A 22,865-nucleotide genomic window follows, 5' to 3' on the forward strand; every position below is an offset into this window, starting at 1 on the left:
CGGACAGTGCTATGTTTGATCTAGATCAAAACCGACTTCGGTGCATCCGACAGGAGTTCCCCATGGCAGAGCAGACAACCACCGGATCCGCGCGCGTCAAGCGCGGCCTCGCCGAGATGCTCAAGGGCGGCGTCATCATGGACGTCGTCACGGCAGAGCAGGCGAAGATCGCCGAAGACGCCGGCGCGGTCGCCGTGATGGCCCTCGAGCGCGTCCCGGCCGACATCCGCGCGCAGGGTGGGGTCTCCCGCATGAGCGACCCCGACATGATCGACAGCATCATCGATGCCGTCTCCATCCCCGTGATGGCGAAGGCGCGCATCGGTCATTTCGTCGAGGCGCAGGTGCTGCAGGAGCTCGGTGTCGACTACATCGACGAGTCCGAGGTGCTCTCGCCGGCCGACTACGTGAACCACATCGACAAGTACGGCTTCACGGTTCCGTTCGTGTGCGGAGCGACCAACCTCGGCGAGGCATTGCGTCGCATCAACGAGGGGGCGGCGATGATCCGCTCCAAGGGCGAGGCCGGCACCGGCGACGTCTCCGAGGCGATGAAGCACATCCGCAAGATCCGCGGCGAGATCGCCGCGCTCACGGCGCTGCCCAAGGACGAGCTCTTCGTCGCCGCGAAGGAGCTGCAGGCGCCGTACGAGCTCGTGGCGGAGATCGCCGAGACGGGCAAGCTCCCCGTCGTGCTGTTCGTCGCCGGCGGGGTCGCGACCCCGGCGGATGCCGCGATGATGATGCAGCTCGGTGCCGACGGCGTGTTCGTCGGATCGGGCATCTTCAAGTCGGGCAACCCGGCTGAGCGCGCGAAGGCGATCGTCAAGGCGACGACCTTCTTCGACGACGCCAAGGTCATCGCCGAAGTCTCGCGCGGACTGGGCGAGGCCATGGTCGGCATCAACGTCAGCGATCTCCCGGCCCCGCACCGCCTCGCCGAGCGTGGCTGGTAAGACCCGCGTCGGCGTCCTCGCGCTGCAGGGCGACGTGCGAGAGCACGCCGCCCTGCTCGCGCAGTTGGGTGCCGATGCGGTCCTGGTCCGTCGACCCGACGAGCTCTCCTCCGTCGACGGACTCGTGATCCCGGGCGGCGAGTCGAGCGTGATCGACAAGCTCTCCCGCATCTTCGGCATGCAGCAACCGATCCGTGACGCGATCGCGGCGGGGATGCCGGTGTTGGGAACATGCGCGGGACTGATCATGCTCGCCGATGACGTCGTCGACGCGATCGACGGCCAGGAGTCATTCGGCGGACTCGACGTCGTCGTGCGCCGGAACGCCTTCGGCCGTCAGGTCGAGTCGTTCGAGGCTGTGCTCGATGTTCCCGCCTTCGAGGGCGAACCCGTTTCCGCGGCATTCATCCGCGGTCCCGTGGTCGAATCGGTCGGCCCGGGTGCAGAGGTGCTGGCTGCGCTGGACGACGGCCGCGTGGTCGCGGTGGAGCAGGGAAATCTGCTCGGGCTGAGCTTCCACCCCGAGATCACGGGGGAGAGGCGCTTTCACCAGCGCTTCCTCGCACGGGTGGAAGCACGTCGAGGAGTGACGGCACCGCCGCAGGTGTGATCAGATCAGTGTGGCGAGCCAGCGCAGAGCCGGATCCGCCTGTGCACGCTGAAACTCTCGGAGGCCCGGAAGCTGAGAGATCTCGGGCTGCGCCTGTTGATACCAGAGGAACGAAGCGAACGCCGAGATGACGGGGAGCAGTGCAGCCTGAGGTGGCGCGCCGTGCTCTTCGAAGATGGCCCAGGCCTCTTCGCAGGACGGCCCTCCGGACGCCTCGACGCTCGGCAGCAGACAGGGGAGATCGATCCACGCGGCACCTCGTCGCGCGTGTGGCCAGTCCAGGAGATGGGCGCGCCCGTCGCTGATCAGGATGTTGTCTGATCGCACGTCGTCGTGCACGATGACGTCGCCGTGCAGCGCGTCCTGGAAGCAGTCCTCCATCGAGAGGAGCGCGCGCACGCGGCTGGACAGGCCGTGGGGGAGAGCCTCCAGGAGCGGTGGATCCGCTGCGATCTCGCGCCATCGTGTGAAACCCGGGATCATGCCGTCCTCCGCGCGGGGCATCGCCGATGGCGCGGGGGTGGTCGACAGGGTGCGAAGGGATCGTGCCACGGAATGCAGGTCCTCGGTCGTCCAGGGTCGGCCGGGATGGCGTCCGTCGATGGCCTCGATCACGAGCGCGGTACCGACGGCGTCGTCGATGGCGCCACGGAGACGCGGGGCGACAGATGGCGGCAGATGTGCGAGCGTGCGCATCTCCTCGCGAAGGAAGTGCAGAGAGTCCGCGTGCCAGTCTGCGCCGCAGGCCTTGACGAAAGCGTGACCGGCGGTGGTCGTCACGACGCCCGCATAGGACGCGCTGAAGCCGCCATGAGCGGGTTCGTCCCCCACGAAGTCGCCACCGATCACGCCGACGATCTGCGTGCGCAGCGAAGCGGGGAGGGCACTCCAGGCTGGTCGGAGGCGGTCCGCTCCCGGTTTCATGGTGCCGCTCGCTCCGTGTCGTGATCGTTCTGCCGGTGGGAGAGCAGCCAGCTGTAGAGCTCGGGGTTCGCGTACGTCTCGGTCCAGGAATCGTGACCGACGCCCGCATAGCGCGTGAACCGCACGTCGGCGTCGAGCGATCTGAGCTCCGCCACGATCTGCTCCGTCGCGGAGATCGGCACGACGTCGTCGGCGTCGCCGTGGAACGCCCACGTGGGCAGGGCGCGGATAGGGGCAGCGCTCTGCATCCACAGTCCTCCGCAGATCGGGGCGATCGCCGCGAACCGATCGGGGTAGCGCACGGCGAGGCTCCAGGTCCCGAACCCGCCCATGCTGAGTCCGGTCACGGCTACGCGGGCGGGATCGATGCGGTGCGCCGCGGCGACCTCGTCGAGCAGCACGGACAACGTCGTGAGCTCGGCGACCCACTGACTCGATTCGGGGCACTGCGGTGTGACGAGGATGAAGGGGAACTCGTGGCCGGCATCTGCCAGCCTCGGCGGCCCGTGCACCGCGGCGAGATCGACGTCGGATCCTCGTTCGCCCGCACCGTGCAGGAACAGCACGAGGGGCCAGAGCCTGTCCGGATCCGTTTCGTAGTCGTTCGGCAGATGCACCAGATACCGCAAGGAGTCGGCCGGTGACGGCTCGCCGTCATGCACGTCCGACGAATGGGATGCAGGGGTGATGTGTCGCGATCGGCGCATGCATCCATCCTGCTCCACTTGCGCGGTTCGTTAGACTGGACGACGCGCTGAGTGCGAGCTCACGCGGATACGACGAGCGGAGACTTATGTCCGGGCATTCCAAGTGGGCGACCACGAAGCACAAGAAGGCCATCATCGACTCCAGGCGCGCGAAGTCCTGGGCCAAGCTCATCAAGAACATCGAGGTCGCCGCGAAGCTCGGCGGGCCCGACCTTGCGGGCAACCCGACGCTCTTCGACGCGGTGCAGAAGGCCAAGAAGACCTCCGTCCCCAAGGACAACATCGACCGCGCGGTGAAGCGCGGTGCGGGCATCGGCGGCGAGGCCGTCGAGTACCTCTCGATCATGTATGAAGGCTACGGACCCAACGGTGTCGCTCTCATGATCGAGTGTCTGACCGACAACAAGAACCGCGCGGCCGCAGAGGTGCGCACGGCTCTCAGCCGCAACGGCGGCACGCTGGCGGACCCGGGCAGCGTCGCCTACAACTTCAGCCGCAAGGGCGTCATCGTCGTCGGCTCCGAGGGCACCACCGAGGATGACGTCATGATGGCGGCACTCGAGGCCGGCGCCGAGGAGATCGAGCCGCATGCCGAGGGTTTCGAGGTCATCACCGAAGCCACCGACCTGGTGGCCGTGCGCACCGCGCTCCAGGAGGCGGGTATCGACTACGAATCCGCCGACGTCGAGTTCGTTCCGAACCTCAAGGTCGAGATCGACGCCGACACTGCTCGCAAGATCTTCCGTCTGATCGACGCTCTGGAAGACAGCGAAGACGTGCAGAACGTGTTCACGAACTTCGACCTCACCCCCGAGGTGCAGGCCGAGCTGGAGAACGACGAGGCGTAGGCGCGCCGGACGGTCCATGTCGGTGCCGCGGCCTAGCCTGGGGAAGTGACCTCCTCTCTGCGCGTGCTCGGCATCGACCCCGGGCTCACCCGGTGCGGTGTCGGCGTCGTCGACGTCGACACCTCGCGTCGAGGAACGCTGGTGCACGTGGGGGTGATCCGCTCGTCCCCGGATGCCGAGCCCGGCGATCGCCTCGCGATCGTCGCCGCCGGGATCCGTGCCGTGATCGCCGAGCATCGCCCGGATGCGGTGGCCGTCGAGCGTGTGTTCGCTCAGCAGAACACGCACTCGGTGATGGGCACGGCGCAGGCCAGCGGCGTCGCGCTGCTGATCGCCTCCGAGTCCGGGCTCCCCGCGGCGACGCACACCCCCAGCGAGGTGAAGGCGGCCGTCACCGGATACGGCGCGGCGGACAAGCGGCAGGTGCAGACGATGATCGCCCGCATCCTGCGGCTGGACGCGCTCCCGCAGCCGGCCGACGCGGCCGACGCCCTGGCGATCGCCCTGTGCCACGCCTGGCGACGCGGAGGCGTTGCATCCCCCGGCCAGGGAGCGCTGACTCCGGCGCAACAGGCCTGGGCCGATGCCGAGAAGCGTGTCGGTCGAACATACCTACGAGCGACGCCGTAGGCTGAGAGAATGATCTCCTCTCTGCACGGTGTCGTCCTGCACGCGACATCCGATCAGGTCGTCATCGACGTGGGCGGAGTCGGATTCGCCGTCGCCGTCCCCACTGATGTGGCGCACACGGCCGTGGTGGGGGAGAAGCTCCTGCTGCACACCAGTCTCATCGTCCGCGAGGACTCGCTGTCGCTGTTCGGCTTCGCCGACCGGGGTGAGCTGGAGATCTTCGGTCTGCTGATCGGTGTGACCGGTGTCGGTCCGAAGTCGGCGCTCGGTGTGCTCTCGCACCTCACGGGTGATCAGATCGCCGAAGCCGTCACGGCCGAAGACGACGCCCCGTTCCGGCGGGTGTCCGGGATCGGTCCCAAGACCGCCAAGCTCATCGTGCTGCAGCTCGCCGGCAAGGTGCAGGCCTTCGCCGCGCCGTCGAGGCCGGCCGCCACGGGAGGCACGGACGTCGTGACGCAGGTGGCCGCAGCGCTCGTCGGCCTCGGCTGGTCGGAGAAGGTGGCCGCGGAAGCCGCAGCCCAGACCGCGGCAGAGGCTACCGAGGCGGAGAGTGCATCGGTCGCCGCGCTGCTCCGACGCACTCTCGCCCTTCTCGGGCCGGCTCAGGGAGGCCAGGCGCGTGTCTGATCCGTTCGACGCCAGTGAGCCGTCCGACGAGACCGAACTCGCGATCGAGGGCGCCCTGCGCCCGACGAGCCTGGGGGAGTTCGTCGGACAGCAGAAGGTCCGCGGTCAGCTGCAGCTGCTCCTGGAAGCGGCCCGCATCCAGAGCCGTCCCGCTGATCACATCCTCCTGGCGGGCCCCCCGGGACTCGGCAAGACGACGCTCGCGATGATCGTGGCGCACGAGAGCGAGCGTCCGCTGCGTCTCTCGAGCGGCCCGGCGATCCAGCATGCCGGTGACCTCGCCGCCCTGCTGTCGAGCCTGGTCCCCGGCGAGGTCCTCTTCATCGATGAGATCCACCGCATGGCGCGCTCCGCAGAAGAGATGCTCTACCTCGCGATGGAGGATTACCGCATCGACATCATGGTGGGAAAGGGCGCGGGGGCCACGAGTATCCCGCTCGAGCTCTCGCCGTTCACCCTGGTCGGCGCGACGACGCGCTCCGGGCTGCTGCCCAACCCGCTCCGCGACCGCTTCGGATTCACCGGGCACCTCGAGTTCTACGAGGAGTCGGAGCTGGAGCAGGTGATCGCCCGGTCGGCTGCGGTCCTCGGTGTGGATCTGCCGACCGACTCGCTCTCCGAGATCGCCCGGCGTTCGCGGGGCACACCACGCATCGCGAACCGCCTGCTCCGCCGCGTGCGCGACTACGCCCTGGTGCACACGGGGGGAGTGGCCACGATCCGCGAGGTGCGCGCGGCTCTGGAGCTGTACGACGTCGACCCGATCGGTCTGGACCGCCTGGACCGCGCGGTCCTGGAAGCGCTCGTCCGGCGGTTCCGTGGCGGCCCGGTCGGGCTCAGCACGCTCGCGGTGGCCGTCGGCGAGGAGGCGGAGACCGTGGAGAGCGTGGTGGAGCCGTATCTCGTGCGGATCGGCTTCCTCGGGCGCACTCCTCGGGGCCGCGTGGCTATGCCCGAGGCGTACTCGCATCTGGGCGTCCCGCATCCGGACGGGATGCTTAAGTTGGATGACCTATAATCACTGAAGACTTCCCGGTTACCTTCGCGCGCCCAAAGGCTGGAGCGTGCACCTGAGAAAGGCGCTTCCCCCATGCCCATGGAATTCCTGCTCTTCGGCCTTCTCGCCGTCCTCCTCGTCTTCATGATCTTCAACACGCGCAAGCGCACGAAGCAGATGAAGGCCGAGCAGGAGGAGAAGGCCACCAAGACCGTTCCGGGCGCCAAGGTGCTCCTTCAGGGAGGCATCTACGGGACGATCGTCTCCTACGACCCCGAGGACCTCGACACGCCGGCACTCGTCGAGATCGCTCCCGGCACCATCATCGACGTCCACAGCCAGGCCATCCTGCGCGTCGTCGAGCCCAAGGACGCCATCGTCGACGCTCCGGCCGATGAGGTCGTCGACCCGTCGGTCGCCGACGAGTCGATCGCTCCGGCCGTCGAGACCCCCGAGGAGACCCGCGCCCGCCTCGAGCGCGACGCCGACGACAAGTAAGCCCGAGGCCGACACGGCCGCTCGGATCTCCGTCCTTCCAGAAAGCTGAACACACGTGGCTTCATCCTCTCCCGTCCGTCACGCCTGGCGGGTCCTTCTCGGCCTGCTCCTCGTGACGGGCGTGCTCTTCGGCATCAATGCGCTGGGCGTCTACGTCTTCAAGGACAGCAACGGGGAGGCTGCGAGCTCGTGGTCGCCTGAGCTCGCCCTCGACCTGCAGGGCGGCACGCAGATCGTTCTGAGCGCGGAGACCGAGGACGGCGCGGCGCCGTCCTCCGAGCAGCTCGACCAGGCGGCGGCGATCATCCGTCAGCGCGTCGACGCTTCCGGTGTCGCCGAGGCGGACATCACCACCGAGGGCGGCCAGAACATCGTCGTCCAGATCCCTGGCGAGGCGGACGCGCAGACCCGGGAGCGGATCCAGTCCAGTGCGCAGCTCGAGTTCCGGCCCGTGCTGTACACGACGGCGGCGACCAACGAGTTCGTCGGCGAGGACGGGAACTCCACGCCGTACCCCAGCCCGGACCCGGGACTCAACTCGACGCCGACGGCCGAGCCGACCGACGCGAGCGACCTCTCCTGGGTGACGGACAAGCTGGCAGCGGAGTTCCAGGCGTACGACTGCGCGAACCCGGACAACGACGCCGCGAAGGCGCCGAAGGACGAGCCGCTCATCGCGTGCTCGGCCGATGGGTCAGCGAAGTACCTCCTCGGACCGGCCGAGCTCGACGGCACCGCGATCACCGATGCCGCAGCCGGCCGCGACCCGAAGTCGGGTGCATGGCTCGTCCAGCTCACGATGAACGCCGATGGTGCCGATGCGTTCGGCAAGGTGAGCACGCGGCTGAACCAGAACCGCATCGACGGTCTCACCCCGCGTGACCAGTTCGCGTTCGTGCTCGACGGCAACGTGATCAGCGCCCCGCGCATGAACGGGCAGATCCTCGACGGGCGCCCCAGCATCTCGGGCAGCTTCACGCAGGAGTCGGCGACCACCCTGGCCGACCAGCTCAAGTTCGGTGCCCTTCCGCTCAGCTTCACGGTCCAGAGCTCGGACACGATCTCGGCGACGCTGGGCACCCAGCAGCTGCAGATCGGTCTGATCGCCGGGCTCATCGGTCTCGCGCTGGTGGCGATCTACTCCCTGATCGTCTATCGAGCGCTCGGGTCGGTGATCATCGCGTCGATCGCGGTGATGGCGATCCTGACCTACATCATCATCTGCATCCTGGCGTGGCGCATCGGCTTCCGGCTCTCGCTCGCGGGAGTCGCCGGTCTGATCGTCTCCATCGGCTTCACGGCCGACTCGTTCATCGTGTACTTCGAGCGAATACGAGACGAGCTCCGTGACGGCAAGTCCATCACCGCCGCGGTGGAGGACGGCTGGGGCCGCGCGAAGCGGACGATCTACATCTCCAAGTCGATCAACATCCTGGCCGCGCTCGTGCTCTACATCCTTGCCGACGCCACGGTGAAGGGTTTCGCGTTCACGCTCGGACTCACGACGCTCATCGACGTGTTCATCTTCGTGATCTTCACGCACCCGGTCATGCAGCTGCTCGCTCGCACGCGTTTCTTCGGCGGCGGACACAAGCTCTCCGGTCTCGACCCCGAAGCGCTCGGTGCCGTGTACCGCAGCCGGTCGCAGTACCGCGAGGTCACCACTGCATCCGCAGGTCGGGGTGCGAAGAACGCCCGCTCGCGCGGTGAGGCGGATCGTCGACAGACCATCGCCGAACGTAAACGTGCCGAGGCCCTCGCGGGCGACAAACCCACCAACGCCGGAAGTGAGGGAGACGCCTGATGCCTTCCATGAATGAGTTCGGCAACAACCTCTATTCGGGCAAGACGTCTTTCCCGTTCGTCGGCAAGCGCCGGCTGTGGTTCATCATTGCGATCGCCCTCGTCGTCGGTTCGGCACTCGTACCGCTCATTCGTCCGATCCAGTTCTCGATCGAGTTCACCGGCGGATCGCAGTTCACGGTGCAGGCACCGGACAGCCTCGACCAGGAGACCGCCACCACCGCCGTGCAGTCGGTCGTACCGGGGGCCGCCACCAAGGTCGTCGTCGTCAGCGGCAAGGACGTGCGCGTCCAGACCGACCAGATGAGTGCGGCCGAGACCCAGCAGGTCGGCGAAGCTCTGGCAGAGGCCTATGGTGTGGATCCTTCCGACGTCACGTCGTCGTTCATCGGACCCGCGTGGGGTGAGAACGTCACGAAGCAGTCCCTGTGGGGCCTCGCGATCTTCCTGGCCCTCACGTTCCTGATCCTCGCGATCTACTTCCGCACGTGGAAGATGTCGGCCGCCGCCATCATCGGTCTTCTCGACGTGCTGGTGATCACGGTGGGCGTTTATGCGCTGGCCGGCTTCGAGATCTCGCCCGCGGCGGTGATCGGCTTCCTGACGATCCTGGCGTACTCGCTGTACGACACCACGGTCGTGTTCGACAAGATCCGGGAGAACACCACGGAAGACGGGGAGAAGTCCGCCCGGCTGTTCGGGGAGTCGGTGAACCTCGCGGTCAACCAGACGCTCGTGCGTTCCATCAACACCTCTGTGGTCGCAGCGCTGCCGGTCGGCGCTGTGCTCTTCATCGGCGCCTTCTGGCTCGGTGCGGAGTCGCTCACCGACATCTCGCTGTCGATCTTCGTCGGCATCCTGGTGGCGACCTACTCGACGCTCTTCGTGGCTGCTCCGCTCTACTCGCTGTTCCGCGAGAACGAGCCGCAGCTGAAAGCCCGCGACGCCCGCATCCGCGAGGCTCGCAGCAGGGCGGCCGTCGAGGTCTGATCGGGCTCCTCAGCGGGCCCGGTCCCGCACAGCACGCGTAGGATTGATCGATCAGGAGGTGAGTAGATGGCGGAACCGCAGACGTCATCGCAGGGCTCGAGTCTGCGACGGCTGGTTCCCCGCATCTTCTCCCGCGCGTCGAGGATCAACGATCTCGACAACCTGATCCGCACCGTCCGCGCGAATCACCCGAAGGGTGATTTCTCTGTCATCGAACGGGCCTACGCCGTCGCGAAGGAGAAGCACGAGGGGCAGAAGCGGCAGAGCGGCGAGCCGTACATCACGCATCCGCTCGCTGTCGCGCAGATCCTCGCGGAGCTCGGACTCGGCCCACGGGCGATCGCGGCCGCACTGCTGCACGATACCGTCGAGGACACGGGATATGCCCTGACGGACCTCACCGCCGAGTTCGGCGACGAGGTGGCGATGCTCGTCGACGGCGTCACCAAGCTCGACAAGGTCAAGTACGGCGAGAGCGCCCAAGCCGAGACCGTGCGCAAGATGATCGTGGCGATGTCGAAGGACATCCGGGTGCTGCTGATCAAGCTCGCCGACCGCCTCCACAACGCGCGGACCTGGGGCTTCGTCCCCCCCGAGAAGGCGGCGAAGAAGGCCAAGGAGACTCTGGAGATCTATGCTCCGCTGGCGAATCGTCTCGGTATTCAGGCGATCAAGTCGGAGCTCGAGGATCTCTCCTTCGCGGTGCTGCATCCCAAGATCTACAACGAGATCCACAGTCTCATCGCGCAGCGCACTCCGCAGCGCGAGAAGTACCTGAACCAGGTCGTCGAGGAGATCGACGAGGATCTGCGCGACCTCCGCATCCGCGGCAAGGTCGTCGGGCGTCCGAAGCAGCTCTACTCGGTGTACCAGAAGATGGTCATCCGCGGGCGTGAGTTCGACGACATCTACGACCTGATCGGCATCCGCGTCCTGGTCGCCTCCGTGCGCGACTGCTACGCGGTGCTGGGCGCCATCCACGCGCGCTGGACCCCGTTGCCCGGCCGCTTCAAGGACTACATCGCGACGCCGAAGTTCAACCTCTACCAGTCGCTGCACACCACCGTCATCGGCCCCGCCGGCCGCACCGTCGAGATCCAGATCCGCACCCACGAGATGCACCAGCAGGCCGAGTACGGTGTGGCGGCGCATTGGATGTACAAGGAGCGGATGAACGGCGGTGGCAAGACCGAGGTCCGTGCCTCCGACACCGACATGGCGTGGCTCGCGCACATCTCCGACTGGCAGGCGGAGACCGCCGATCCGGGCGAGTTCCTCGAATCGCTCCGGTTCGAGATCGGCGCGAAGGAGGTCTACGTCTTCACGCCGAAGGGGCGGGTGATCGGACTCCCCGCCGGCGCCACTCCCGTGGACTTCGCGTATGCCGTGCACACCGAGATCGGGCACCGCACGATGGGCGCGAAGGTCAACGGACGCCTGGTGCCGTTGGAGTCCGAGCTCAAGAGCGGTGACGTCGTCGAGGTCTTCACCTCGAAGAACCCCGATGCCGGTCCCAGCCAGGACTGGCTCGGCTTCGTCGCGAGCACCCGCGCCCGCAACAAGATCCGCGGGTGGTTCACGAAGGAGCGCCGCGAAGAGGCGATCGAGCAGGGCAAGGAGGCCATCGCGCGCGCGATGCGCCGACAGAACCTGCCGTTGCAGCGCCTGATGAGCCATGACTCGTTCACCGAGGTGGCGCGGGGCATGCACTACGAAGACGTCTCGGCGCTCTACGCCGCTGTCGGTGAAGGCCACGTGTCCACGCAGTCGGTGCTGGAGAAGGTCACCGCTCTCGTCGCGGCGAACGATCCGACCACCGGTGCCATCGACCTTCCCGGCAGCGTCCAGACCCGGGAGCCGCGATCCGGTGACTCGGGCGTGCTCGTGCGCGGAGCCAACGACATCCTCGTGAAGCTCGCCAAGTGCTGTACCCCGGTCCCCGGGGACCAGATCGTCGGATTCGTGACCCGCGGCAGTGGTGTCTCCGTGCACAGAGCGGACTGCGTGAACGTGAAGGCCCTCGGTGCGGAGCAGGACCGCTTCGTCGAGGTGTCGTGGGCGCCCACCACCAAGAGCGTGTTCCGGGTGCAGATCCAGGTCGAGGCGCTCGACCGCTCCGGGCTGCTCTCCGACGTCACCCGCGTGCTGAGCGAGCACCACGTCAACATCCTGTCGGCGACGGTCACGACGACCGACGAGCGTCTGGCACTGAGTCGGTTCGTGTTCGAGATGGGCGATGCCGTGCACCTCGACCGTGTGCTCAACGCCGTACGCAGGATCGACGCCGTGTACGACGTCTACCGCGTCACCTCCTCCTGAGGGCGAGTCTCTCGAGCACCGCCGATCCCGCTCTGCTTCCCGGAACGCGGCTCATGCCGCGCAGTACGTCGGCTGCGGCCGCCGGGGCATCGGGGAACACCAGCGCGAGTCGTTCCATCCAGGTCAGCATTCGGGGGTCGCGATGGAGAGCCGTTGCGAGATCGAGCATCGTCCGTTCCGGCCGCGCCACTCGGACTCCGCCGAGCACCTGCACGTCAGACGCCGGGAGCACGGTGTCGTGGAACACGAGGCGTGCGCTGGTGGTCGCGCGGATCCGTCTCTCGACGCAGCGTCGCACATGGTGCACGACGGGCGGGGTGTCACCGGCGCCGTGGATCCAGGCAGCAGTCGGACCCGCGGCTGCGGTTCCCGGTTGCACGAGGGACCCGACTGCACCTGCCCTGACATCCGGTCCTTCGATGAGGTCAGCCGGGACGTAGACCTCGCCGACCTCGACCACATGGCCGTCGATCCGCGCGGCGCTGAGTTCGGACAGGCTCAGCCGATCGCCGGGGACATACAGGAAGACGGGGTGCATCACGTCAGTCTGACGTAGTGCACCCCGTCTCTTCAGCAGTGCTGAGCGACCTGTGGAGAACGGGTCAGCTCCCGAGGGCGCTGAGCCACGCGCGGCGTGCCTCGAGGGCATCCGTTGCCGCCTTGGCCGCCTTCTTGTCGCCCGACTTCTCTGCCGCGGCGACTTCGGCCTCGAGCTTCTCGATGGCCTCGAGCAGCTGCGAGCTCATGTCGTTCGCGCGAGCCTTGGTCTCGGGGTTGTTCTTCTTCCAGTCCACGTCTTCGCGGCCCTTGAGCCCCTGTTCGATGGCGCGGAGCTTGTCGTCGAGCGCACGTTCCTTCTCCCGAGGGAAGATGCGACCGATCTCGTCCCACTGCCGCTGGATGCGGGTGAGGAGAGCGCGGGCACGCTTGATGTTCGACTCGTCGGCCACGGCCTTCGCCTCTTCGAGGAGCGCCTCGCGGGCTTCGATCTTCGGGGCGGAATCCGCTTCCTCTGCGGCGGCCTGCTCGGCGCGGGCGGCGTAGAGCGCGTCGCCGGCAGCCTTGAAGCGCGCCCAGAGAGCGTCGTCGGCCTTGCGGCCGGCGCGGCCCGATGCCTTCCACTCGTCGAGCAGGTTCCGGTACGCGGGAATGCCGTCCGTGCCACGCGGGGCGAGTGCCTCGGCACGCTCGACCAGACGGGTCTTCGCGTCGCGGGCGACCTTGTGCGCGTCGTCGAGCTCGGAGTAGAACGCGCGGCGCTGCTTGTCGACGACGGCGCGAGCGTCGCGGAATCGCTTCCAGAGCTGCTGGGAGATGCCCTTCGACAGGCGCGGCCCGTTCTGCTGCTGCGCCTGCCAGGCATCGAACAGTTCGCCGAGCTCGGCCGTGACCTGCTTCCACTGCACCTTGCTGAGATCGCGGGCGGCGATGGCCTCGGCACGTTCGACGAGGACCGTGCGCTCGGCGATCGCCTTGTCGACGAGCTCCTTGGCGTGCTGTGCCTCCTGCTCGGTCGCCTCGGAGAGGGACGAGGTCAAGGCGTTGAGTCGATCGCGCAGGCCGGCGAGGTCGCCGACGGCCGCGGCATCGGTCGCTTCGTCGATCAGGTGCGAGGCCTGCTTGGCGAGATCGCTCGCCGACGCTCCGCCGGCCTGATGACGCTGTTCGAGAGCGTGCACCTTGAAGGCGATGTCATCGAACTTGCGGACGAAGTAGGCGAGGGCCTCGTCGGGAGTCCCATCGGGGTACTGGCCGACGACGCGCCAGGCCTCGCCCTCCTTGACCTCGACGGTCCCGTCTTCGGATACGCGACCCCATTCCGCTGATGTCGAGGATGCCGCAGGCACCGGGGCGACGGGCGCGACGGCGGCCGGCGTCGGCGCCTTGCGCGGCATCGGTACGGCAGGGGGGCCGGGGACGGGGGGAGTCGGCTTCGTGGGCTCGTTGGCAGACACGTGATTCTCCTTGCGCGGTCGGGCCGCGGGAGGCGGAAAGGACGAGGCTCAGCCTAGTACGCCGGAGCGTCGCGGGTGAGGTCCCAGGACTTCGATGATCGTTACCGTTCTGTGAGGAGAACTTTCGACGCAGGACACATTCTCCGTCATCTCCGGGAAACACGATGCTCCTATCGTCGCGAGCACGACAGTCTTCCGGTCGACAGGAGCAGTATGAAGGACACGACTTCCCCGCCGCACGAGATCCTGGTCGTCGGCGCGGGGATGGCGGCGCACCGTTTCGTGGAGCGCCTGCTTCGCGACCCGGGTGCGGCGGTGCGGGTCACGGTCATCGGCGATGAGGGGCATGGCCCGTACGACCGATCCGCTCTCGTGGGTGTCCTCACCGGCCGGGAGGTCGAGGATCTCCAGCTCGACCGAACGGTGTTCCGCGACGACCGTGTGCGGTTGATCCGTGACGACCGCGTGCTCCGCATCGACCGGTCGGCGCGGGTGGTGCGCACACGATCCCGACGCTCCTACTCCTACGACGTGCTCGTGCTGGCCACCGGGTCGTTCGCGGGGCGGGTGGCGGTGTCAGGGGCTCGCCTCCCCGGCTGCTTCGTCCTGCGCACCATCGAGGACGCGGAGTCGGTGCGGGATTTCGTCGATTCGCGATCGCGTGCTCTCGGCCGTCCGCTGCGAGGCGTCGTCATCGGTGGCGGGCAGCACGGAATCGAGACCGCTGCAGCGCTCGACGACGCCGGAGTCGGCGCGACGATCGTGCAGTACGCGGATCGTCTCCTTCCCTCGCTGCTGGACGAAGCTGCAGCAGACGTCCTGCGCGGCGCCCTCGAAGAACGGGGCATCGCTGTCCGCACTCGAACCAGGACGACGCGGCTCGATCCGGACGACTCGGGAGCCGTCACGGCGCTCGAGTTCCAGGACGGTACCTTCCAACGCGCCGACCTCGTCGTCTTCACCGTCGGCGTGCGACCTCGGGACGAACTCGCGCGCAATGCCGGACTCGACGTGCACCCGCAGGGAGGAGTGATCGTCGACGATCACTGCACGACATCGGATCCGCGCATCCTCGCGATCGGTGAGGCGGCCTGCGTCGACGGACGCTGCGTCGACGCCGCCGCTTCCGCATATGCCATGGCGGAGGTGGCGGCCGCGCGTCTGCTCGGGGGAGGGGAGCGCTTCGGCGGGCACCGACGAGACGTGCACCGCACCATCGCGGGCGTCGATCTCGCGTGCTTCGGCGAGCCGGCGACGCGCGACGCCGATCCCGACGCCGTCGAGGTCGTCACGCATCGCTCGCGAGGCACCGGTGTCTACCGAAAGCTCGTGCTCACCGACGATGCGCAGACGCTCCTCGGCGGAATTCTCATGGGCGATACGAGCGGTCTTGGCGTTCTTCGTCGGCTCGTCGGTGGACCGGCGCGTGGCGAGCTCGCTGCCGAACTGCGCCGGGCAGCGCATCCCGACGACTCCCGTGCGGTCTGCGTGCACATCGGCATGTCGTCGCAGGAGCTCCTGGCAGTGCTCCGCGCGGACGAGGTGTTCACGTTCAGCGCGGTCGGAACCCGCTTCGGGCGGGACCCGGAGTGCGAGCGCTGCACCCTGGCTGTGGCACGCGCGCTCGCGGAACTGGCGACGGAGCGCTCTCCGCTCAGCACGCGCGGCGCACAGGAGGGGCTCGATTCGCACACGGGCCCCGTCCGATCGGAGGGGAGCCGAGTGCGGCTGTCGACGGTGACGGGGACGGAGCTCACGCCGGGGCATCTCGTCGACATCGGGCGTCTTGCGCAGGACCTGGGCCTGACGTTGCAGATCGTCGACTCCCGGATCGAACTGCAGGGCGTCTCCCACGACCAGCAGGCGCGGTTGCGGCATGGCCTCACCGCCGCGGGCCTCGCGTCCTCACCCCCTCTGCCGGCCGGAGCCGACCCGAACTCCGCGTCACCGACGCGGCGCGCACACGGCGCGGTATCGGCGGATCCGAGTTCATCCGAGTCCCCGCATCGCGGTGACGGCACGACGGTCGCGATCGGCTGGAGGGATCGGGGTCGGAGCGCCGATCCGCGGCGGGGCGTCTCCGTTCGCGCCGAGAATCCCGCGTGATGACCGGGCGTTCGGGGGCACGCCCGGTGCTCGCAGGATGCAGGATCATCATCTCGGCCCAGGCGAGGGCGGCAGGAGCATCTGCGGCCGGGAATCGTTCCGCCGGAGCGGATGAACTCGACCGCGCACTCGGAGCAGAGGGCGCCGACGTGATGCGCGTCGTGACATCCCGTCCGGTGACCACCCCGACGGGCGTGCTGCACCGTGCGGTGCATCGCGTGGGGTCCGGGGGCGCCGACGCCGTGATCTTCACCGCGTCGTCCGCGTCATGGATCGACGCGGCGACGAGGAGCGGCGCGCTCGAAGCGCATCGCCGTCGTGCCGAAGCGGGCCGGTTGCTCCTGGTCTCGGATGACGAGCGCGAGGCTCGCCGCCTTCAGGACGCCGGCCTGAACGCACGATACGTCGAGCGGGAGAGACCGACGGGTCTCGTCGGATGCGTCGTCGCACACTACGGAAGCGGTGCAGGATCGGTGCGCACCGATGCCGGAAGCCTCGAGGTGCGCAGCGGGGGCGTCGTGCTGGACGGGCGCTTCCTTCCGCTGTCCCGTGGCGCAGCGGACCTGATCGAGGCCCTGTTCCTCGCCCGCGGACGCGTGCTCTCGCGAAGGGAGCTCGGTCGTGAGCTTCCCGGCGGCGAGCGCAGCGGACGGGCGGTGGAGGTGGCCGTCGCCCGGTTGCGGGAGTCGTTGGGTGGCGTCGACCTGGTCCAGACCGTCGTCAAGCGGGGCTATCGCCTCGCCGTATCGGAGCCGTGAGCCGAGGGCATCGGTGGTAGGGGCGATCAACCGCGTCGGCGGTCACTCCGCCGGTGCGTCCGAGGGGACGGGGGCCGGCGTCTCCGCGGGTGTCTCGGTCGGAGCGGTGGTCGGCTCGACGGAGGGAGTGGGGGTGGGCTCCGGTTCGGGCGCGGTGACCTGGGCGTGCACGACCTGGCTGCCGATCGCTGCGACGACGATGAGGCTGCCGACGACGGCGGCGATCGTGTTGTCACGGACACGGCGGCGGATCTGCCCTTCGTGCCACTGGGTGCGTGCGGTGTGCAGTCGTGCGCGCTCCGCCGATGTGCGCGCCTGTGCGTTCTTGGAACCGCGTGCGGCCATGCCCTGCTCTCCCATCCGAACGCCGCTCCACGACGTCGCCTGAGAGCCTACCCGGATGCGGAGGTTCACCGAAGTGTCGGGGGCCGACGTTAGCCTGGAGGGATGACGTCCCCTGCTGCGCTGCTCTCCGGGCAGACGCCCCTCGCCGTGCGCATGCGTCCGGTGTCCCTCGCGGAGGTCGCGGGCCAGCGTCATCTGCTGCGTGCGGGATCGCCGATCGTCGCACTCGCCGACCCCGAAGCGACAGCCCCCGGGGCCGTGTCGATCATCCTGTGGGGACCGCCGGGAACCGGGAAGACGACTCTCGCTCAGGCCATCGCACGATCGTCCGGTCGGCGATTCGTCGAACTCTCCGCCATCACGGCGGGGGTGAAAGACGTGCGCGAGGTCATGCAGGAAGCCGTCACGCAGCGCGACCTCTACGGGCAGACGACCATCCTCTTCCTCGACGAGATCCACCGCTTCACCAAGGCGCAGCAGGATGCCCTTCTCCCCGGAGTCGAGAACGGCTGGGTGATCCTGATCGCCGCGACGACAGAGAACCCGTCGTTCTCCGTCATCTCACCGCTGCTCTCGCGTTCGCTGCTGTTGACGCTGCAGCCGCTCACCGACGACGACATCGGCCTCCTCGTCGATCGTGCGGTCACCGACCCCCGCGGTCTGAACGCATCCGTCGCTCTCAGCGACGAAGCGAGGTCGGCTCTGGTGCGGCTGGCCTCGGGTGACGCGCGGCGCGCCCTGACCGGGCTGGAGGCCGGCGCCGCGGTCGCACTGTCCCACGCGACGGCCGCGGACGCGGACGACGAGGGGAACGATGCGTCGGCGCCCGGTGCGTCGGTGCCCGGTGCGTCCGTGCCCGAGGTCTCGGCCGATGACATCTCCCAGGCGGTCGACAAGGCCCTGCTGCGTTACGACCGGCAAGGCGACGAGCATTACGACGTCATCAGCGCCTTCATCAAGTCGATCAGAGGGTCCGACCCCGATGCCGCGTTGCACTACCTCGCCCGCATGATCGAGGCAGGGGAGGACCCGCGCTTCATCGCCCGGCGCCTGGTGATCTCGGCATCGGAAGACGTCGGTCTCGCCGACCCGCAGGCCCTGGCCATCGCCGTGGCGGCTGCAGATGCCGTGGCGTTCATCGGCATGCCGGAAGGTCGCATCCCCCTTGCAGAAGCGACCGTCTACCTGGCCACCACCGCCAAATCGAACGCCGCGTACGTCGGGATCGACGCGGCGATCGCCGACATCCGCGCCGGCGGTTTCGGTCGGGTTCCGCTGCATCTCCGTGATGCGCACTACCCGGGCGCCAAACGTCTGGGCCACGGCCGCGGCTACGTCTATTCGCACGATAGTGAGTTCGGCGTCGTGCCCCAGCAGTATCTGCCGGACGAACTCGACGGTCGGCACTACTACGAGCCCAAGAACCTCGGTGCGGAGCGCGACATCGGTGCGCGCCTCGAGCGGATCCGCCGCATCCTCGGAGACCGCTGACCCTGCGGATCCGGCGCGGAAAAGCGATCTGTTAGACTTGAGCGGCTCGAAACCGAGTTTTCGGGCATCTCCTCGTTCACACCACACCTTGCTGGCGCCTCGGCGTGCGCTCCAAGGCAGAACGCGGACGATACGTCCGTGAGTCGTGAAAGACGCGACCACGTCATCGGAAGGAAAACTTCGTGACCACGAAGTCCCAGGACCGCCGCAAGGTGCGTCTCAGCCGCGCCCTCGGCGTCGCTCTCACCCCGAAGGCCGCCCGCTACCTCGAGAAGCGTCCGTACGCTCCGGGTGAGCACGGCCGCACCAAGCGCAAGGCAGACAGCGACTACGCCGTCCGTCTGCGTGAGAAGCAGCGTCTTCGCGAGCAGTACGGCATCCGCGAGAAGCAGATGCGCAACACCTTCAACGAGGCTCGTCGTCAGGACGGCCTGACCGGTGAGAACCTGGTCGAGCTCCTCGAGATGCGTCTCGACGCTCTCGTCGTGCGTTCGGGCTTCGCCCGCACCACCGCACAGGCTCGCCAGCTCGTCGTGCACCGCCACATCCTGGTCGACGGCCAGCTCGTCGACCGCCCGTCGTTCCGCGTGAAGCCGGGTCAGCTCATCCACGTCAAGGCCAAGAGCGAGGGCACCGAGCCCTTCCAGGTGGCGGCAGCCGGCGGTCACGCCGAGGTCCTGCCCCCCGTTCCGGGCTACCTCGAGGTCGAGCTCGACAAGCTCCAGTCGCGTCTGGTTCGTCGTCCGAAGCGCGCCGAGGTCCCCGTGACCTGTGAAGTGCAGCTCGTCGTCGAGTACTACGCGGCTCGCTGATCCAGCGATCGAGCAATCAGGCAGGAGGCGTCGGGATTCCCGACGCCTCCTGTCGTTTCCGCATACGATGGTGACACCGCGCCTTCGCGGGTCAAGGGCAAGGATGACGACATGAAGAACGTGCTGTGGTTCCTGATCGGTGTGATCGGCGGCTTCGTCGCGGCTCACTTCATGAACAAGGACCCGCGCGGTCATGACATCCTCGCCGAGGTCGACGCCCGGATCAACGGGTTCACCGCGATCCTCAGCGACGCCTACCGCGAGCAGGAGGCACGGCTCACGGAGCCGGGCGACAACTGAACCACCGCAGCGGCGCCTCGGCGCGGCATCTTCACGCAAGGACACCCGGAACCTTATGAAAACTGCGGAAATCGCGCAGCGCTATCTCGACTTCTTCGAGAAGAACGACCACCTCATCGTCCCCTCGGCCTCCCTGGTCAGTGACGACCCGTCCCTGCTGTTCACGGTCGCCGGAATGGTGCCGATGATCCCGTACCTCACAGGTGTCGTCCCTGCTCCGCACTCGCGTATCGCCGACGTGCAGAAGTGCATCCGCACGAACGACATCGAAGAGGTCGGCCGCACTGCCCGTCATGGCACGTTCTTCCAGATGCTCGGCAACTGGTCGTTCGGCGACTACTTCAAGGAAGGCGCGATCCGCTATGCCTGGGAGCTGTTGACGAGCTCCGAGTCCGACGGCGGTCTCGGCTTCGACGAGAAGGACCTGTGGGTCACCGTCTACGAGACCGACGACGAGGCCGAGGCGATCTGGCGCGACATCATCGGGCTCAAGCCGGAGCGCATCCAGCGCCTGGGCCGGGCGGACAACTACTGGAACACCGGCCAGCCCGGACCGGGTGGTCCCGACTCGGAGATCTTCTTCGATCGCGGTCCCGCCTACGGCAAGGACGGCGGCCCGGCTGTCGACGACTCGCGGTTCCTGGAGATCTGGAACCTCGTGTTCATGCAGGACTTCATCGAGAACATCCGCAGCAAGACGGAGTTCGACATCGTCGGCGAGCTGCCGATGAAGAACATCGACACCGGCATGGGCCTCGAACGCGTCGCCTTCCTCAAGCAGGGTGTCGACAACATGTACGAGTCCGATCAGGTGCGGCCGGTGCTGGACCGTGCGGTCGAGCTCTCCGGACGGCCCTACGGCGCGCAGCACGAGGACGACGTGCGGTTCCGTGTCGTCGCGGACCACGTGCGCTCCTCGCTCATGCTCCTCTCCGACGGCGTGCGTCCGTCCAACGAGGGACGCGGGTACATCCTGCGCCGTCTGATGCGTCGCACGGTCCGCTCGATGCGCCTGCTCGGTGTCGACGAGCCGGTGTTCCCCGAGCTGTTCGCCGCATCCCGCGATGTGATGAAGACCACCTATCCGGAACTCGAGAGGGACTGGTCTGTGCTCTCGGCATCGGCGTTCGCCGAGGAGGAGACCTTCCGTCGCACCCTCGTCGCCGGGTCGACGATCCTCGACCTGGCTCTGGACGAGACCAGGAAGGGCGGCGGGAAGACCCTGAGCGGTCCCGAGGCCTTCCTGCTGCACGACACCTACGGCTTCCCGATCGACCTCACGCTCGAGGTCGCCGAGGAAGCAGGGCTCGACGTCGATCGTGCCGCTTTCGACACCCTCATGCAGGAGCAGCGCCAGCGCGCGAAGGACGACGCCCGCAACCGCAAGCGTCAGCTCGCCGACGTGTCCGTCTATCGCGATCTGCGCGCGCTGGGAGAGACCGGATTCGACGGTTACACCGCGCTCGAGGTCGAATCCCGTGTGCTCGGTCTCCTCGTCGACGGTGTCCCCGTGCGCAGCGCCGCCGAGGGCCAGATCGCCGAGGTCGTGCTCGCCGAGACGACGCTCTACGCGGAGTCGGGTGGACAGGTGGCCGACAAGGGCACGATCGTGGGCCCGGGATACACGCTCGAGGTGCTCGATGTGCAGAAGCCGGTTCCCGGTCTGATCAGTCACACCGTCGAGGTCACGCGCGGCAGCGTCGCCGTCGACGACATCGCGACCACGGTGGTGGACGCGGCAAACCGTCGTGCCGCCCGCCAGGCGCACTCGGCCACCCACCTCGTGCATGCCGCTCTGCGCGACACGCTCGGTCCGACCGCGACGCAGGCGGGCTCGTTGAACCGTGCCGGCTACATGCGCTTCGACTTCGCCTGGTCGCAGGCGCTCTCGACGGATACGCGGAGCGAGATCGAGGAGATCACCAACCGCGCGGTGCAGGACTCCCTCGAGGTGACCACGCGCATCGTCTCCCTCGACGAGGCGAAGGAAGCCGGAGCCATGGCTCTGTTCGGCGAGAAGTACGGCGACGTCGTGCGAATGGTCGACATCGGCGGCCCCTGGTCGCGTGAGCTGTGTGCGGGCACGCACGTCAGCACGAGCGCGGAGATCGGTCTGGTGAGCCTGGTCGGAGAGTCTTCCGTCGGCGCATCCAATCGTCGCATCGAGGCGCTCGTCGGTGCCGATGCCTTCCGGGAGCTCGCCGCGGAGCGGGCGATCGTCTCGCAGCTGACCAGTTCCCTGAAGACGCCGCGCGAACAGCTTCCGGAGCGGATCGCCGACCTCGCCGCGAGTCTGAAGGCGGCGGAGAAGCGCATCGCGCAGTTCGAGGCCAAGGAGAGGGCGGGTCAGGTTCCCGCCATCGTCGAGGCCGCGACCCGCGCTGGAGCGTTCCGCCTGGCTGCCCAGAACCTGGGCGAGGTGGCGTCCGCGGACGATGTGCGCGATCTCGTGAACGGCGTGCGCGATCGGCTCGGTTCCGATGCCGCGGTCGTGGCATTGGGAGCTGTGGTCAACGGTCGTCCGGTCGTGGTCGTCGCCACCAACGATGCCGCTCGGTCTGCGGGCGCGAAGGCCGGCGCGTTGGCGAAACGCGCTGCCGGTGTGCTCGGCGGCGGCGGCGGCGGTCGTGACGACGTCGCGCAGGGCGGTGGCGCGGATGCCGCGGCTCTTCCCGCGGCGCTCGAGGCCATCTCACAGGAGCTGCACGCCGCGTGAGCGGGTTCCGCCGCGGCGTGCGACTCGGCATCGACGTCGGCAGGGCGAGGGTCGGTGTCGCGCGCTGCGATCCCGATGGCATGCTCGCCGTCCCGGTCGAGACGGTCCCTCGGGACGACGCATCGATCGACCGCCTCGTGCAGATCGCAGGGGAGTACGACCCGTTGGAGTTCGTGGTCGGCCTCCCGGTGAACATGCAGGGTGCCGACACACAGTCGACCACGGATGCGCGAGAGTTCGCCGCTGCGCTTCAGGTGCGCAGCGGGATCCCCGTGCGCCTCGTGGACGAGCGCCTCAGCACCGTGAGCGCGCACGCCGCTTTGCGCAGTTCCGGGAGATCTCAGAAGAACTCTCGTAGCATTGTGGATCAGGTCGCCGCCGTGGTGCTTCTGCAGCAGGCGATCGACATGGAGAAGAGCACCGGAAACCCGGCCGGCGCCACCATCTCGCCTGACGAGGAGCACGCCTGA

General features: G+C 68.0%; 22 protein-coding genes. 17 read left to right on the forward strand and 5 right to left on the reverse strand.

The features are described 5' to 3' along the window. Positions 1-62: 62 nt before the first annotated feature. Positions 63-956 carry a pyridoxal 5'-phosphate synthase lyase subunit PdxS gene (pdxS, locus tag GLO27_RS06275; protein ID WP_021200645.1) on the forward strand — a complete coding sequence of 298 codons (894 nt, stop codon included), beginning with the start codon at positions 63-65 and terminating at the stop codon, positions 954-956. Further along, the gene (gene pdxT, locus GLO27_RS06280) at positions 946-1,566 is read left to right on the forward strand and encodes a pyridoxal 5'-phosphate synthase glutaminase subunit PdxT (protein ID WP_021200644.1); all 621 of its coding nucleotides are present in this window, start codon (positions 946-948) and stop codon (positions 1,564-1,566) included. The genes pdxS and pdxT overlap by 11 nt, the downstream gene beginning before the upstream one ends. Here the strand turns inward: pdxT and GLO27_RS06285 are convergent, their stop codons facing one another. Continuing rightward, positions 1,567-2,490, reverse strand: a complete 924-nt coding sequence (locus GLO27_RS06285; protein WP_021200643.1) for an aminoglycoside phosphotransferase family protein — start codon at positions 2,488-2,490, stop codon at positions 1,567-1,569. It lies immediately after the preceding gene. Continuing rightward, positions 2,487-3,197 carry a PHB depolymerase family esterase gene (locus tag GLO27_RS06290; RefSeq protein ID WP_029259271.1) on the reverse strand — a complete coding sequence of 237 codons (711 nt, stop codon included), beginning with the start codon at positions 3,195-3,197 and terminating at the stop codon, positions 2,487-2,489. The genes GLO27_RS06285 and GLO27_RS06290 overlap by 4 nt, the downstream gene beginning before the upstream one ends. Before the next feature lie 86 nt (positions 3,198-3,283). Between GLO27_RS06290 and GLO27_RS06295 the strand changes: the two genes are divergently transcribed. The 8 genes from GLO27_RS06295 to GLO27_RS06330 all read left to right on the forward strand — a co-directional run bounded on the left by GLO27_RS06295 (position 3,284) and on the right by GLO27_RS06330 (position 11,912). Then, on the forward strand, positions 3,284-4,045 hold the full coding sequence (locus tag GLO27_RS06295) for a YebC/PmpR family DNA-binding transcriptional regulator (protein ID WP_021200641.1): 762 nt from the start codon (positions 3,284-3,286) through the stop codon (positions 4,043-4,045). 45 nt (positions 4,046-4,090) lie between these two features. Next, on the forward strand, positions 4,091-4,675 hold the full coding sequence (gene ruvC / locus GLO27_RS06300) for a crossover junction endodeoxyribonuclease RuvC (RefSeq protein WP_167254068.1): 585 nt from the start codon (positions 4,091-4,093) through the stop codon (positions 4,673-4,675). Positions 4,676-4,684: 9 nt separating this feature from the next. Further along, positions 4,685-5,305 (forward strand): Holliday junction branch migration protein RuvA, encoded by a 621-nt coding sequence (gene ruvA, locus GLO27_RS06305; RefSeq protein WP_029259270.1) that lies wholly within the window; start codon positions 4,685-4,687, stop codon positions 5,303-5,305. Continuing rightward, a complete protein-coding gene (gene ruvB, locus GLO27_RS06310) occupies positions 5,298-6,323 on the forward strand; it encodes a Holliday junction branch migration DNA helicase RuvB (RefSeq protein WP_021200638.1) in 1,026 nt (341 codons plus the stop codon). The genes ruvA and ruvB overlap by 8 nt, the downstream gene beginning before the upstream one ends. 78 nt (positions 6,324-6,401) lie before the next feature. Beyond that, positions 6,402-6,800: a preprotein translocase subunit YajC gene (locus GLO27_RS06315; RefSeq protein WP_021200637.1), complete on the forward strand. Its 399-nt coding sequence runs from the start codon at positions 6,402-6,404 to the stop codon at positions 6,798-6,800. Positions 6,801-6,855: 55 nt separating this feature from the next. Beyond that, positions 6,856-8,604 carry a protein translocase subunit SecD gene (secD, locus tag GLO27_RS06320; protein WP_021200636.1) on the forward strand — a complete coding sequence of 583 codons (1,749 nt, stop codon included), beginning with the start codon at positions 6,856-6,858 and terminating at the stop codon, positions 8,602-8,604. Then, positions 8,604-9,593: a protein translocase subunit SecF gene (gene secF, locus GLO27_RS06325; RefSeq protein WP_021200635.1), complete on the forward strand. Its 990-nt coding sequence runs from the start codon at positions 8,604-8,606 to the stop codon at positions 9,591-9,593. The genes secD and secF overlap by 1 nt, the downstream gene beginning before the upstream one ends. A gap of 66 nt (positions 9,594-9,659) precedes the next feature. Further along, the gene (locus GLO27_RS06330; RefSeq protein WP_029259269.1) at positions 9,660-11,912 is read left to right on the forward strand and encodes a bifunctional (p)ppGpp synthetase/guanosine-3',5'-bis(diphosphate) 3'-pyrophosphohydrolase; all 2,253 of its coding nucleotides are present in this window, start codon (positions 9,660-9,662) and stop codon (positions 11,910-11,912) included. Here GLO27_RS06330 and GLO27_RS06335 read toward each other — a convergent pair. Beyond that, positions 11,899-12,450, reverse strand: a complete 552-nt coding sequence (locus tag GLO27_RS06335) for a type IV toxin-antitoxin system AbiEi family antitoxin (RefSeq protein ID WP_167254070.1) — start codon at positions 12,448-12,450, stop codon at positions 11,899-11,901. The genes GLO27_RS06330 and GLO27_RS06335 overlap by 14 nt on opposite strands. 64 nt (positions 12,451-12,514) lie before the next feature. Continuing rightward, positions 12,515-13,867: a DUF349 domain-containing protein gene (locus GLO27_RS06340; protein ID WP_021200632.1), complete on the reverse strand. Its 1,353-nt coding sequence runs from the start codon at positions 13,865-13,867 to the stop codon at positions 12,515-12,517. Positions 13,868-14,080: 213 nt separating this feature from the next. On the opposite strand from GLO27_RS06340, the gene GLO27_RS06345 reads away from it, so the two are divergent. Both GLO27_RS06345 and GLO27_RS06350 read left to right on the forward strand, forming a co-directional pair. Then, on the forward strand, positions 14,081-15,973 hold the full coding sequence (locus GLO27_RS06345; protein WP_167254072.1) for an FAD-dependent oxidoreductase: 1,893 nt from the start codon (positions 14,081-14,083) through the stop codon (positions 15,971-15,973). Continuing rightward, complete coding sequence (locus tag GLO27_RS06350; RefSeq protein ID WP_051667852.1) at positions 15,973-16,731, forward strand: winged helix-turn-helix domain-containing protein; 759 nt, start codon at positions 15,973-15,975, stop codon at positions 16,729-16,731. Before GLO27_RS06345 ends, GLO27_RS06350 begins: the two co-directional genes overlap by 1 nt. A 42-nt stretch (positions 16,732-16,773) precedes the next feature. On the opposite strand, the gene GLO27_RS06355 is transcribed toward GLO27_RS06350, so the two are convergent. After that, on the reverse strand, positions 16,774-17,076 hold the full coding sequence (locus tag GLO27_RS06355) for a hypothetical protein (protein WP_029259264.1): 303 nt from the start codon (positions 17,074-17,076) through the stop codon (positions 16,774-16,776). A gap of 102 nt (positions 17,077-17,178) precedes the next feature. Here GLO27_RS06355 and GLO27_RS06360 point away from each other — a divergent pair, with 102 nt between their 5' ends. The 5 genes from GLO27_RS06360 to ruvX all read left to right on the forward strand — a co-directional run bounded on the left by GLO27_RS06360 (position 17,179) and on the right by ruvX (position 22,865). Next, complete coding sequence (locus GLO27_RS06360) at positions 17,179-18,567, forward strand: replication-associated recombination protein A (RefSeq protein WP_029265345.1); 1,389 nt, start codon at positions 17,179-17,181, stop codon at positions 18,565-18,567. A gap of 182 nt (positions 18,568-18,749) precedes the next feature. Further along, a complete protein-coding gene (gene rpsD, locus GLO27_RS06365) occupies positions 18,750-19,379 on the forward strand; it encodes a 30S ribosomal protein S4 (protein WP_017830546.1) in 630 nt (209 codons plus the stop codon). 111 nt (positions 19,380-19,490) lie between these two features. After that, complete coding sequence (locus GLO27_RS06370; protein ID WP_021200628.1) at positions 19,491-19,679, forward strand: hypothetical protein; 189 nt, start codon at positions 19,491-19,493, stop codon at positions 19,677-19,679. A gap of 55 nt (positions 19,680-19,734) precedes the next feature. After that, on the forward strand, positions 19,735-22,395 hold the full coding sequence (gene alaS / locus GLO27_RS06375) for an alanine--tRNA ligase (RefSeq protein WP_021200627.1): 2,661 nt from the start codon (positions 19,735-19,737) through the stop codon (positions 22,393-22,395). After that, positions 22,392-22,865: a Holliday junction resolvase RuvX gene (ruvX, locus tag GLO27_RS06380; protein WP_167254074.1), complete on the forward strand. Its 474-nt coding sequence runs from the start codon at positions 22,392-22,394 to the stop codon at positions 22,863-22,865. Before alaS ends, ruvX begins: the two co-directional genes overlap by 4 nt.

It is taken from the genome of Microbacterium sp. Be9, from assembly GCF_011754135.1.
GTDB classification, from domain to species: Bacteria; Actinomycetota; Actinomycetes; order Actinomycetales; family Microbacteriaceae; genus Microbacterium; species Microbacterium maritypicum_A.